Below are 13277 nucleotides of genomic sequence, written 5' to 3'. Positions count from 1 at the left end.
TCGTCGTCGCCCCGTCCACCACGACGGCGACGACGAACAGCATCTCGGGGTTCAGCCCGCGAACGGCAGGACCGGCAGGCCCTCGACCCCGGGCACCACGCGGAACACCGACCCCGCGTCGAGCTCGGGCTCGAACGGCTCGCCGATCATGAGCCGCGACGTCGTGATGAACAGCTCGTCAAGGTTCTCACCGCCGAACGTGCACGCCGTGACGTGCGAGGCGGGCAGCTCGACGACCTCGGTCAGCGACCCGTCCGGTGCGTAGCGACGCACCGCGCTGCCGCCCCACAGCGCGACCCACACGCCTCCCTCGGCGTCGACCGTGAGCCCGTCGGGCAGGCCGTCCTCGCGCGGGACCTCGACCAGGACTCGCCGGTTCGCGAGGGGCTCGGGCGCCCCCGCGTCGTAGTCGAACACGTCGACCCGGCACGTGAGCGTGTCCACGTAGTACGCCAGCGTGCCGTCGGGGGAGAAACCCATCCCGTTCGAGCACGTGACGCCCGACAGCACGAGGCGAGCGGCGCCGTCGGGCTCGACGCGGAACAGGGCGCCCGCGCCCGCCCGGTCGTCGAACGGCATGGATCCCGCGTAGAACGCGCCGTCCGGGGTGGTCGCGCCGTCGTTGAGGCGGACCGTCGGGTCGCTCCACAGCTCGGGGAAGGGACGCACGGGAGAGTCGGGTGCTTCGTCGTCCACGAGCGCGAGCCCACGCTCCAGCCCGACGACGTAGCCACCCCGGGAGCGCGGGCGCACCATGGTCGCGTAGTCGCCCACGTGGCGGCGGGCCACCGTGGCGTCGGGCTGCAAGGTCAGGAGGTCGCCGGCCATCATGTCGACGAACCGCAGACCGCCCCAGGTCGGGGACCACACGGGCCCCTCGCCGTGGTGGGCGACAGGACCGGTGATGTTCTCGGCACGCATGAGGCTATTGTCCCGGACCGCCGAGGGTGACGTGCGTGGTCGCCGAGGGTGACGGCCCGGACCGCCGAGGGTGACGTAAGGCCTAACCTGGTCCCATGACGACGCGCAACTGGTGGTGGCTGCCCTCGCAGCCGTGACCAGTCGTGTCCCCCGAGCTGCCCTTGGTGCAGCCCGGGTCGGCCCTCCGTCGCCTCGGCGAGCGAGGGCCGCTCCTGACCCCAGGAGAACCATGACCCTCACCACCACCCCTGCCCGGGGAACCCGTCCGCCCGAGGCGGGCTCCGCCGTCGGGACCCTCGACGCGGCCCGTACCCGCAGCCTCGAGGTCGAGGCCCAGATCGCCGCGAACCCCGCGGAGTTCCGCGTCCTGACGGGCGAGCGCCCGACGGGCGCCCTGCATATCGGGCACTACTTCGGGACCATCGCCAACCGGGTGCGGCTCCAGCAGGCAGGCGTCGAAGTCTTCCTGATCCTCGCCGACTACCAGGTCATCACCGACCGCGACGAGGCCGGCGACCTGCGCGGGACAGTGCGCGAGATCCTGCTCGACTACCTGGCCGCCGGGATCGACCCGGACCGGACCACGGTCTTCACGCACAGTGCCGTCCCCGCGCTCAACCAGCTGCTCCTGCCGTTCCTGAGCCTGGTGAGCGTCGCCGAGCTCGACCGCAACCCGACCGTCAAGGCGGAGACCGCGGCGACCGGCGGGCGGGCGATGAGCGGACTCATGCTCACCTACCCCGTGCACCAGGCCGCCGACATCCTGTTCTGCCATGGCAACCTTGTGCCCGTCGGGCAGGACCAGCTCCCGCACCTCGAGACCACTCGCACCATCGCGCGTCGTTTCAACCAGCGCTACGCCGCCGCCACCCCGTACTTCCCCGAGCCTGACGCCCTGCTCGCGCCCTCGCCGACCATCCTCGGGACCGACGGCACCAAGATGAGCAAGAGCCGCGGGAACACGCTGCCGCTCGGGGCGAGCGAGGACCAGACGGCCCGGTGGGTCAAGCGTGCCCGGACCGACGCCGAACGGACCATCACCTACGAACCAGAGGCCCGACCCGAGGTCGCGAACCTCCTGACGATCGCGTCCTTGTGCAAGGGAAGGGCTCCGGAGCAGATCGCCGACGAGGTCGGCGGCGCGGGAGCCGGGAGACTCAAGACCCTCGTGGCCGAGGCCCTCGTCGAGCACCTGCGACCGATCCGGGCCCGGCGTGCGGCGCTCGCGGCGGGCGACGGACCCGAAGTGCTCGACATCCTCGCGCGCGGCAACGCGCGAGCCGACGAGATCGCGAACCGCACGCTCGACGACGTGCGGCACCTGATGGGCACGGTCTACCACTGAGGAGTCCGGCCGTGCGTAGTCGTCGAGGGTGACGGCCCGGACCGCCGAAGGTGACGGCCCGGACCGCCGAAGGTGACGTAGCCGCCCGCCGAGGGTGACATCAGACGTCACCCTCGGCGGGCGTGTCGGTCACCGTCGGCGTTCTGGTGCGTCACCCTCGGCGTACGGGGGCGTCACTGTCGGGGGCCGGGGTGGTCACCCTCGGCGAGGAGGGGAACCGCCCGGGGGGCTCGTCTCGGCCCTCGTGATCGGGGCCAGGGCTCACTCGGCCCCGAGTCGGGACCGCAGGCGCGCGAGCTGTGCCCACAGCTGGTCCGGGACGCGGTTGCCGAACGTGTCGAAGAACTGGCTCGTGAGCTCGGTCTCCGCGAGCCACGAGGCGGCGTCGACCTCGAAGAGCGCCTCCAGGTCGCCCTCCGGCAGGTCCAGCCCGTCGACGTCCAGCGCTCCGGGTGCGGGCAGCAGACCTACGGGGCTCGTGACGGCCCCCGCATCGGTCCGCAGGCCGCGCGAGCGGTCGACCTGCTGCGTGATCCACTCGACCACGCGAGAGTTCTCCCCGAACCCGGGCCACAGGAACGAGCCCTCGGCGTCCTTGCGGAACCAGTTGACCTGGAAGATCTTGGGCCGCTTCTCAGGGTCGAGGCCCGCGCCGACGCTCAGCCAGTGCGCCCAGTGGTCGGCCATGTTGTAGCCGCAGAACGGGAGCATCGCGAACGGGTCGCGGCGCAGCTCGCCCAGAGCGCCCTCGGCGGCCGCGGTGCGCTCCGACGAGATCGTCGCGCCCATGAACACGCCGTGCTCCCAGCTGTAGGCCTGCGCGACGAGCGGCACGTTGGTCGCACGTCGACCGCCGAAGACGATCGCGTCGATCGGGACGCCCGCAGGGTCCTCCCAGGTGTCGGCGATGGTCGGGCACTGCGCGGCCGCGACGGTGAAGCGCGAGTTGGGGTGCGCGGCGGGGGTCTGGGCCCCTGGGGTCCAGTCGTTGCCGAGCCAGTCGACCAGGTGAGCAGGTGCCTCGGGGGTCAGGCCCTCCCACCAGACGTCGCCGTCGTCGGTCAGGGCGACGTTGGTGAAGATGGTGTCGCGGTCGAACGTCGCGACCGCGACAGGGTTGGTGTCGATCCCCGTGCCGGGTGCGACGCCGAAGAATCCGGCCTCGGGGTTGATCGCGCGCAGCGTCCCGTCGGGTCCGGGGCGCAGCCACGCGATGTCGTCCCCGATGGTCTCGACCTTCCACCCGGGGACGGTCGGCTGGAGCATCGCGAGGTTCGTCTTGCCGCACGCCGAGGGGAAGGCCGCGGCCAGGTGGTAGGCGCGCCCCTCGGGGGACGTGGCCCGGATGAGCAGCATGTGCTCGGCGAGCCAGCCCTCGTCGCGGGCCATGGCCGAGGCGATGCGCAGCGCGAAGCACTTCTTGCCGAGGAGCGCGTTGCCGCCGTAGCCGGACCCGAAGGACCAGATCTCGCGGGTCTCGGGGAAGTGCGCGATGTACTTGGTGTCGTTGCAGGGCCAGGGCACGTCCTGCGTGACGGCTCCCGTGTCGTCGACGAGCGGTGCGCCGACGCTGTGCACGGCGGGCACGAACGGCGCCCCTGCGTCGATCAGCGCGAGCACGTCGCTGCCGACCCGCGTCATGACGCCCATGCTGACGACGACGTAGGGCGAGTCGGTGACCTGGATGCCGACCTGCGAGAGGGGGCCACCGACGGGGCCCATCGAGAAGGGCACGACGTACATCGTGCGACCGCGCATCGACCCGTCGAACACGTCGCGGAGCTCGGCGCGCATGGCGTCGGGCTCGCGCCAGTTGTTGGTGGGGCCGGCGTCGGCCTCGTCGCGCGAGCAGATGAAGGTGCGCGACTCGACGCGGGCCACGTCGCTCGGGTTCGAGCGGGCGAGGTAGCTGCCGGGGCGCAGCTCGGGGTTGAGGGGCAGGAGCGTGCCGGTGTCGACCATGAGGTCGACGAGCCGCTGCTTCTCGGCCGCGGTGCCGTCGCACCACACGACCGCGTCGGGCTCGGTGAGCTCGGCGATCTCCCGGACCCAGGTGCGCGGGTCGCGGGCGGCGCGGGCCCCGGGGCCGAACGTGGTCCCAGCCGCCGTGGTGGTGAGGACGTCGGGCAGCTCCTCCGTGAGGGCTGCGTGGCGGGTGCGGCGGGGAGGGGCGGTCGTGGTCATGAGGGTCTCCGGTCCTGGGCGGTCGTCGGGTCCACCCGGTGGGTGTCGGTGCTGCTGTTTCAACCTTCGACCCGGAACGCCACGGTTTTCCACCTGGAACACTGTCAAGAATCGCCGATCTTGACGTAGGGTCAAGGAATGGCTGTCGACGAAGACCGCAAGATCCCCACGAGCCCCGAGGTCCACGCCCCGGCGAGCACCGACCTCATCACCCTCGGCCGCCGGATCCGGTACTTCCGGACCGGCCGTGGGCTCACGCTCGACGCGCTCGGCACGCAGGTCGGCACCACCGCGAGCCTCCTGTCGCTCGTCGAGAACGGGAAGCGCGAACCGCGCCTCTCGCTGCTCCAGGCGCTCGCGGGTGCGCTCGACGTCGCGGTGGGGGACCTGCTCGCGGACGAGCCGCCGTCGCGCCGGGCCGCGCTCGAGATCGAGCTGGACCGTGCCCAGCGCGGCCCGCTGTTCGCGACCCTCGGCCTGCCCGCGGTCAAGGCGTCGCAGAAGCTCCCGATGCCGGTCCTGGAGAACCTGGTCGGCCTGCACGGCGAGCTGGCCCGTCGCGCGTCGGAGGCCATCGCGACGCCCGAGGAGGCTCGTCGCGCCAACACCGAGCTCCGCCTGGAACGTCAGGAGCGCAACAACTACATCCCCGAGCTCGAGGACCTGGCCGAGGAGATGACGCGCCGTGCGGGCTACACGTCGGGCGCCCTGACGCACCGCACGGTCGCGCGCATGGCCGAGCAGCTCGGCTTCACGCTGCTGCACGTCGACGACCTGCCGCACTCGACGCGCACGGTCACGGACCTGCGCAACGGCCGGATCTACCTCCCGCCCGCCTCGATCCCGGGCAGCCACGGCCTGCGCTCGCTCGGCCTCCAGGCGATCGCGCACCGCGTGCTGGGGCACCAGCGCCCGACGTCGTACGCGAACTTCCTGCGCCAGCGCGTCGAGATCACGTACTTCGCGGCGTGCTGCCTCATGCCGCAGTCGGCGGCCGTCGAGTTCCTGGAGCAGCGCAAGAAGGACAAGGACCTCGCGGTCGAGGACTTCCGCGACGCGTTCGGCGTCTCGCACGAGGCCGCGTCGCAGCGTTTCACGAACCTCGCGACGTCCCGCCTGGGCATTCCGGTCCACTTCATGCGCGTGGGGGACGACGGCGCCCTGTACCGGGGCTACGCGAACGACGGTCTGCCGTTCCCCGCCGACGTCACGGGAGCGATCGAGGGTCAGCTCGTGTGCCGTCGGTGGGCCGCGCGCGAGGCGTTCACGCGCCGCGACCGCGCGACCGAGTCCTACCAGTACACGGACACTCCCGCGGGCACGTTCTGGTGCAGCACCCAGACGGGCACGACGACGACAGGTGAGTTCTCGATCACGGTCGGGGTCCCGTTCGCCTCGGCCAAGTGGTTCCGGGGTCGTGAGACGACGGCGCGCCGTGCCTCGACCTGCCCGGACGAGGCGTGCTGCCGCAGGCCCGCGGCCCAGCTCGCGCGGCACTGGGAGGAGGTCGCCTGGCCGAGCGCGCGCATGCACCAGTACGTGCTGTCCGCACTGCCCTCGGGGGCGTTCCCGGGCGTGGACGCCTCGGAGGTCTACGCGTTCCTCGAGAAGCACGCACCGCGCGAGGGGTGACCGGCTCCCGTCGGGCGCGCGGCGTCGTCGGGCGGTCCGGCGGGCCGGGTGAGCTGGGCGACCTGTCCGAGCACCTCGGCGGTCTCGATCTCGACGCGCAGCCCGATGCGGTCGAGTCCCAGGGACGAGGCGTCGGCGACCGTACCGAGCAGCACGCGCAGGTCGGCCACGGCGGCCGCCGCCGCGTCGACCGTCGTGGCGCGCTCGGCCCGGGCCGTGACGAGGTCGAGGCTCAGGCCGAGGTCCTCGACGACGTCGGGGCCCGCGGACAGGAGCGTGGACGCGGCCCGGGCCAGGGCGCCGACGTGCTGCCCGAGGTCGCGGGCCGGCAGGCGGGCGGAGGCGAGGTCGGTCACGCGGTCGTCGAGCTCGCGTGCGACGAGCGTCGAGGACGCGTCGCGCAGGTCCTCGACGTAGGTCCTGTACCCGGTGCCCTCGGCGAGCGGTCGCTGCGTCCGGTCGAGAGCCCAGGCCGGGTCGCGGCCTGCGGCCTGCAGGAACACGTCGAGGTCGACGGCGTCGAGCGCTTCGTCGTCGTCGCCCGCGAGCCATCGCTCGACCCGGGCGAGGTGATCGGGGTCGTCGACGTCGAGCCCGACGGTCGAGAGCACGTCGAGCCAGGTGCCGGTGGTCGGGTCGTACAGCGGGACGAGGTCCGCGTCGTCGGGGCCGAGGGGTCGGACGTGCCGCCCGTGGTGCGGGTCGTGCAGGAGCACCCACTGCTCGTCGTCGATCGACACGGGGCCGGACTCGGTCATCTCGAGCGCCACCCGTGTGGCCCACTCGTCGTAGGTCTCGCCCCAGGTCTCGCCCGTCATGGGGTCGCGGAGCGTGATCGGTGAACCCAGCCGTGCGGGCAGCCACAGGAGGGGGTGCCACATGGCGGTGGCTCGCAGCCCGGGCCACCGGCGGTGACCGGCGGGCACGGTCCACGGCATCGGCAGCGGGCACGCCGTGAGCGGGGAGAGCAGGAGCTCGCCGTCGTGCAGCCCCGTGAAGGCGCGCCACAGATGCAGCCGCCCCGTCGTGTCGAGCGTCGACGCGGGCAGGAGGAGGTGTTCCCCTGGTCCGACGTCGAGCGCTCGGCGCCTGTGCTCCACGTTCGTCCTCTCCTCGGTGACCGTCTGGGGCTGCCTATGCCGGGTCTGCATGTGCCAGCCTGCGTGGCGGGGAGGCGCGCCATGGGATCGCCTGTGACGGACATCACATCACCAGAGGTGTCCGGAGGTCCGATTTTCGCGAGCGCGCCGCACACACACGTGCCATGCAGACCATCACCGTCACTGCCGGCGTCGACGTCGACGCCGATGTCGCGGCCGCCGCCCGCACGACCGTCCACGACCGCGCGAGCGACGAGCTCGACCGCACGACGACCGACGTCGCTCGACGGGTGCGCGCGGGCGACCTCACCGAGCGCGAGGCCCGCATGATCATCTTCGAGGCGGTCTTCCGCACGGGCATCGTGCGCTCCGAGACCACGCGCTACTGCCACCGCCACGGCATCGCGCGGTTCCTGCACGACGACATGGTCGACGCCGCCGTCGACTTCTACACCCGCAAGATCCTCGACCTGCCCAGCACCGACGGCGCCGAGGGGGACTCCCGGGGGCGCAACGGCACCAAGTTCTTCGACCTCGAGGTCTTCGCGGGCGGTGCGAGCGCGGCGGGATCGATCCGCCAGGCGCTCGGGGACTACACGCTCATGCACCGGACCCTGCTGCGCAGCGTCCGGTCGGCCCGCAAGGTCGGCCAGATCGTCTCGACGGACCTCCTCGAGGGCACGATCGACTCCGAGGGGCGCCTCGCAGGGCTCGTGCACGAGCTCCCCGTGGTGCCCGACCTGGCCATCCAGGTCCTCGACGCGGGACGCGACGAGGAGCTCGACCGCCTCTACGCTGCCCACGAGAGCGCTGCCACCCGTCAGCGCGGGGTCCTGCGCATGCACGTCGACGCCGCGGCGATCCGTGACGCGTTCGCCCTGCCCACCCTCGAACGCCCCCTCGACCCGGACGTGCGGGCACGCATGCTCGCGTGGATCGAGGAGGACGAAGGGCTCGCCCTGCGCTCGGTCCTCGCGCTCACCGCGTCGCCGTCGGACCTGCGTGTCGCGACACTCGCCGGGCTGTGGACGACCTACGAGGACGAGCACCTCGAGACCGTCGCCTCGCACGAGTACGGGCAGAAGATCGCCCACCTCCTCGTGCGCGACGTCCTCGCGGACCGGGCGCGCCCAGGGCGGCCCGCGCTGTCCCGCACCCGGGTCGCGGTCAAGCAGGCCGTCGCCGGCTGCGGGGTCGACGCGGCCTGGGTCACCGAGCTCACGTCGGTGTTCGTCGAGCACGAGCACGAGGCGCGCTCCGCCTGGGACCCGGACCGCGGGACCGGCGAGTCGACGCGCGACACCGCGCGCTACCTGGAGGCCCTCGCAGCGGCCGTCGCGCTGCCGGGCGCTCCGCTCGGGCGCACCCCCCTCGAGGTGCGTAGCACCCTTGCCGACGTCGTCGCCGCGGCACGCCAGACGGCGAGGGTCGCCGAGGCGGGCTGACCGACCTTCGCAGCCAGGCCGGGCCGACGGCCGTCGTCGTTGCATAGGAAGCAGGACCGTCGACGCCTCGACCAGAGGCACCGAGAGGAGCACCCCATGGCTGCCACCCCCGCACGCCCCAGACCCCAGACCATCGCCGAGCGCTGCGCCCCCCTGACCAAGGAGCTCGCGCGCCGGCGGGCAGGGGCCCCTCTCTACCCCGGTGACGTCCACGAGCAGATCGCCTCGCTCGTCGACGAGCTCGTCATCCAGGGCCTGACCCGCGCAGAGGCCGCGGGGCTCGTGAACCGTGCGGCCCAGAAGGCCACCGCGGCATGAACCACCTGCGGCGACCGTGGGAGCCCCCGGACGCCGACCCGCACGACGTGATCGACCGGTGCGACCGGTGCGACGCGTGCGGCGCGACGGCCTGCGTCCGGGTGACCGTCGCAGGCCTCGGACCGCTCTTCTTCTGCGACGCGCACTACGCCCGGCACGAGAGCGCGATCACCGCGGCCGGGCACGCCGTGAGCGACGGACGACGCTCCCTCGACGACGACATCGCGCTCGCTCTCGCCCTCGCACGCGCACTCGACAGCGCCGCCTGACCCGCGCCTCGGGCCGCCCCGGTCCGCCGCCCGGAGGCAGCGCGCAGACGGTCGACGCACCCACGGCGACGCCCTGCGACCGGCGCTCCGCGTCTCACCCCCACCAACGGCACCTGGCGACCGACAGTCCCCGACGACAGCCCGGACGGACGCCTGGGCCGGGGACCACGGTCCCAGACGACAGGTCGCCGAACCGGCGACGACGACGATGCCAGCGATGGCGTGGAGGTGCGGGCGTGGACGAGATGGACGAGATCGTCCACGAGTTCTTGGTCGAGTCCTACGAGAACCTCGATCAGCTGGACCAGGACCTCGTGGCGTTGGAGAGCGACCCTTCGTCGCGCGTGCTGCTGAGCAGCATCTTCCGTACGGTGCACACCATCAAGGGGACGAGCGGCTTCCTCGGCTTCAGCAGCCTGGAGCGAGTCTCGCACGTGGGGGAGTCGCTGCTGTCAGAGCTGCGCGACGGCGAGCGCGTCATGGACCCGCAGGTGGCGGACGTCCTGCTCGCTCTCGTCGACACGCTGCGCGCCATCCTCGCCCAGGTCGAGGCGGGCTCCGGGGACGACGTCGACGTCGAGCCCATGGTCGCGCGGATCGTGGCGGTGCAGGAGGGGACGTCCCCCGTCGAGCAGCAGGCGACCGGTGAGCCCGAGAACGATGCCGTCGCCCCCGAGCAGGTAGAGCCCGAGGCGCCCGTGAGCGCCGTCGAGACCGTGAGCGCCGTCGAGAGCGGCGACATCGTCGAGACCGTGGCCGCCGTCGAGACCGGCGACACCGTCGAGACCGTGGCCGCCCCGCCGGCGCCCGCTGCCCCCACGGCACCCGCACCCGCTCCCGCGTCGAAGCACGAGGAGATCGAGCTGCCCGGGCGCAACGCGGCCGACGGCTCGATACGCGTCGACGTCGACCTCCTCGACTCCCTCGTGCGACAGGTCGGCGAGCTCGTGCTCGTGCGCAACCAGTTCGACCGCATCGCCGGGGCGGGGGAGGACCAGGAGACCAAGCGGTCCGCGCAGCGCCTGAGCCTCATCGCCTCCGAGCTGCAGGAGGGCGTCATGCGCACGCGCATGCAGCCCATCGAGCACGTGTGGTCGAAGATGCCGCGCATCGTGCGGGACCTCGCGAAGATGCTCGGTCGCGAGGTGCGCGTCGAGATGACCGGTGGAGACACCGAGCTCGACCGCTCGCTGCTCGAGGCCGTGAAGGACCCGTTGACGCACCTGGTGCGCAACGCCGTCGACCACGGGATCGAGGCGCCCGACCAGCGTCGTGCCGTGGGCAAGGCCTCCCAGGGGGTCGTGGCGCTGCGCGCCTACCACTCGAACGGCCAGGTCGTCGTCGAGATCACCGACGACGGCGCAGGCATCGACCCCGAGAAGGTGGGCCGTTCCGCGGTCTCGAAGGGGCTGCGCAGCACCACCGAGATCGCGGCGATGTCCTCGTCCGAGGTCCTCGACCTGCTGTTCCTGCCCGGTTTCTCGACCGCGGCAAAGGTCACCAACGTCTCGGGCCGCGGCGTCGGGATGGACGTCGTCCGCACCAACATCGAGGCGATCGGCGGTTCGGTCGACGTCGAGTCGAGCGTCGGCAAGGGCACGACGTGGCGGATGCGCATCCCGCTCACGCTCGCGATCATGCCTGCCCTCACGGTCACGTGCTGCGGCTCGGTCTACGCGATCCCGCAGGTCAGCCTCCTGGAGCTCGTCGCGCTCGGCGGGCAGGACACGCGGATCGAGCACGTCGGCACCGCGCCGGTCTTCCGGCTGCGAGGCACGCTGCTCCCGCTCGTCTCGCTCGCCGAGGTCCTCGACCTCGACCCCGAGCCCGCAGGCCGCGTCATCGCGGTCGTCGAGGCCGACGACCAGCGGTTCGGTGTGATCGTCGACCGGGTCCTCAACATGGAGGAGATCGTCGTCAAGGGGCTTGCCAGCCGGCTCAAGCAGATCGGCATGTACTCGGGCGCCACGGTGCTCGGCGACGGTGGCGTGGCGCTCATCCTCGACCTTCCCGCGATCGCGCGGCGCGTGCTCAGCACCGAGATCGCGGAGCTCGCGAAGGTGCGTCGGCAGTCCGCGGCGCAGGCCGCCAAGGCCACGCAGCAGGTGCTGGTCGTCGCTGCCGGTGACCGCCGCGTCGCGATCCCGCTGTCTGCCGTCACCCGGCTCGAACGGATCCGCACGGACCGGATCGAGCAGGTCGGGACGCGCGAGGTGCTCCAGTACCGCGGTGCGCTCGTGCCGCTGGTCAGGCTCGACCGGGTGCTGGGTGCTGTCGCCGCCCAGGCCGGTGACGAGCTCGACGTCGTCGTCTACACCCGGGCCGGGCGCAGCATCGCGATGGCCGTGTCCGAGATCCTCGACATCGTCGAGGACGACGCACGGTTGCACAGCGACATCGACGACCACGGGCTCGTGGGCTCGACGGTCCTCGACCAGCGCGTCACGGAGCTGCTCGACGTCCACAGCGCCGTGCGCGCGGCGGACGCGGGCTTCTTCGACGACGACGGTGACCATCCTGACGGCCACTCCGACCGGGCGGCCTTCGACGACGACCTCCTGGCAGGTGTGCGATGAGCACGAGACTCGTGACCTTCACGCTGGGCGACCGGCTCTGCGGCATCCCCGTCGACAGGGTCCAGGAGGTCCTGCCGAGCCGGCCGCGCACGCGCGTGCCGCTCGCCCCCGACGACGTCGCGGGCCTCGTCAACCTCCGTGGCCAGGTCGTGCTCACAGTCGACCTCCGACGACGGCTCGGCATGCCCGCGCACGACGGCGAGCAGATGATGGCCGTCGTCTTCGTGGGAGACGAGACCGTGAGCCTGCTCGTCGACCGCATCGGTGACGTGCTCGTGGTCGACGAGGACCAGTTCGAGCTGCCGCCCCAGACGCTGTCCGAGGCGCTGCGCGCAGTGATCCTCGGCACCTACAAGCTCTCCGACCAGCTCCTGCTCGCGCTCGACGTCGACGCCGTGGCGTCGTAGCCACGTCGTGACCGATGCCGTCCGCAGGCACGCAGGTCGCCCCAGCAGTCCCCTTCCGACCCCCCTCTCCGTTCATCACACCGCCCAGGAGTACCCATGTCCACAACCCTGACGTCCGCGACCTCGCGGCCGCGCCGCTCCCGCTTCGGCGACCTCTCCGTCCGTACCCGGATCATCGTCGCGCTCGGTGTCCTGGTCCTCGTGCTCGTGGGGACCATCGCAGTGGCCCTGCAGGGCCTGCGCTCGACGCTCGCCGACACGGCGATGGTGGCCGACGTCGGGAACACCGCGCTGCGCCTCAACGCCCAGATCGACCACGGTGCCCAGGAGGCCTGGCGGCTGACCTACCAGTACGACCTCGTCGAGGGTTCTGCCCGGGACGCGGTCGTGGCGCAGATGGAGGCGACGGACGCCGACCTGGCGGCTGACATCGCCGCGTACGACGAGATGCTCGGCACCATGACCGAGCCCAACTGGGAGACGTTCAAGTCGGCGTGGGCGGACTGGGTCGCCTACCGGGACTCGACGCTCATGCCCGCGGTCGAGGACAAGGCCGTGACCTCCGAGATCCAGTCGCAGAACGACGCTCTCATCGCCGCCCACGTCGCCGCGCTGTCGAGCGCGGGAGACGCCGCGAGCGCGTACGCCGGGTCGATCTCCGACGAGGCAGCCGCACACGCCGAGCAGACCGTCCTCACGATGGTCCTGCTCGGTATCGCCGGCCTGGTGGTCGCGCTCGTGGTCGCACTCGTCGTCGCGAACGGGATCCGCCGGTCGGCCGACCAGGTGCGGCGCTCGCTGGTCGCGCTCGCCGAGGGTGACCTGACGGTCCGGGCGGACGTGGACAGCCGGGACGAGATCGGTCAGATGGCCGTCGCCCTCGCGACCGCGCAGGCCAACCTCCGAGGCATCGTCGGAGCCGTGGCAGGTACCGCCCAGGCGGTGGCCGGTGCGGCCGACCGTCTGTCCTACGCGGGCGCCCAGTTCTCGGCGTCGTCGGAGGAGACGGCGGCGCAGTCGGGGGTGGTGGCTGCGGCTGCTGAGCAGGTTTCTCAGAATGTGCGGACGGTGGCTGCTGGG

General features: G+C 72.2%; 11 protein-coding genes. 8 read left to right on the top strand and 3 right to left on the bottom strand.

Annotated elements, in window-relative coordinates; translation table 11 throughout:
- Positions 1-51: 51 nt before the first annotated feature.
- The gene (locus tag IE95_RS0116655; protein WP_030152913.1) at positions 52-921 is read right to left on the bottom strand and encodes an SMP-30/gluconolactonase/LRE family protein; all 870 of its coding nucleotides are present in this window, start codon (positions 919-921) and stop codon (positions 52-54) included.
- Between the two features lie 229 nt (positions 922-1150).
- On the opposite strand from IE95_RS0116655, the gene trpS reads away from it, so the two are divergent.
- Complete coding sequence (gene trpS / locus IE95_RS0116650; RefSeq protein ID WP_030152911.1) at positions 1151-2266, top strand: tryptophan--tRNA ligase; 1116 nt, start codon at positions 1151-1153, stop codon at positions 2264-2266.
- 261 nt (positions 2267-2527) lie between these two features.
- Here the strand turns inward: trpS and IE95_RS0116645 are convergent, their stop codons facing one another.
- Complete coding sequence (locus tag IE95_RS0116645; RefSeq protein ID WP_030152909.1) at positions 2528-4450, bottom strand: phosphoenolpyruvate carboxykinase (GTP); 1923 nt, start codon at positions 4448-4450, stop codon at positions 2528-2530.
- A 138-nt stretch (positions 4451-4588) separates the two neighbouring features.
- Between IE95_RS0116645 and IE95_RS0116640 the strand changes: the two genes are divergently transcribed.
- Entirely contained in the window at positions 4589-6082 is a 1494-nt protein-coding gene (locus IE95_RS0116640) for an XRE family transcriptional regulator (protein ID WP_036572434.1), read from the top strand.
- Here the strand turns inward: IE95_RS0116640 and IE95_RS0116635 are convergent.
- Entirely contained in the window at positions 6043-7182 is a 1140-nt protein-coding gene (locus tag IE95_RS0116635; protein ID WP_030152905.1) for a hypothetical protein, read from the bottom strand. The two genes, IE95_RS0116640 and IE95_RS0116635, sit on opposite strands and share 40 nt — an antisense overlap.
- Positions 7183-7346: 164 nt before the next feature.
- Here IE95_RS0116635 and IE95_RS0116630 point away from each other — a divergent pair, with 164 nt between their 5' ends.
- The 6 genes from IE95_RS0116630 to IE95_RS19820 all read left to right on the top strand — a co-directional run.
- Positions 7347-8627, top strand: coding sequence for a hypothetical protein (locus IE95_RS0116630; RefSeq protein ID WP_030152903.1), 1281 nt, complete (start codon positions 7347-7349; stop codon positions 8625-8627).
- Between the two features lie 96 nt (positions 8628-8723).
- Positions 8724-8945, top strand: a complete 222-nt coding sequence (locus tag IE95_RS0116625; protein WP_030152901.1) for a hypothetical protein — start codon at positions 8724-8726, stop codon at positions 8943-8945.
- Positions 8942-9214: a DUF7455 domain-containing protein gene (locus IE95_RS0116620; protein WP_030152899.1), complete on the top strand. Its 273-nt coding sequence runs from the start codon at positions 8942-8944 to the stop codon at positions 9212-9214. Before IE95_RS0116625 ends, IE95_RS0116620 begins: the two co-directional genes overlap by 4 nt.
- A 245-nt stretch (positions 9215-9459) precedes the next feature.
- Positions 9460-11790 carry a chemotaxis protein CheA gene (locus tag IE95_RS0116615; RefSeq protein WP_240666262.1) on the top strand — a complete coding sequence of 777 codons (2331 nt, stop codon included), beginning with the start codon at positions 9460-9462 and terminating at the stop codon, positions 11788-11790.
- Positions 11787-12197: a chemotaxis protein CheW gene (locus IE95_RS0116610; protein ID WP_030152894.1), complete on the top strand. Its 411-nt coding sequence runs from the start codon at positions 11787-11789 to the stop codon at positions 12195-12197. The genes IE95_RS0116615 and IE95_RS0116610 overlap by 4 nt, the downstream gene beginning before the upstream one ends.
- Before the next feature lie 96 nt (positions 12198-12293).
- Positions 12294-13277 (top strand): HAMP domain-containing protein (locus tag IE95_RS19820; protein WP_030152891.1); only part of this gene is annotated, 984 nt, incomplete at its 3' end.

It is taken from the genome of Oerskovia turbata, assembly GCF_000718325.1.
GTDB classification, from domain to species: domain Bacteria; phylum Actinomycetota; class Actinomycetes; order Actinomycetales; family Cellulomonadaceae; genus Oerskovia; species Oerskovia turbata.
This window is presented reverse-complemented; position numbering and strand designations above follow the sequence as displayed.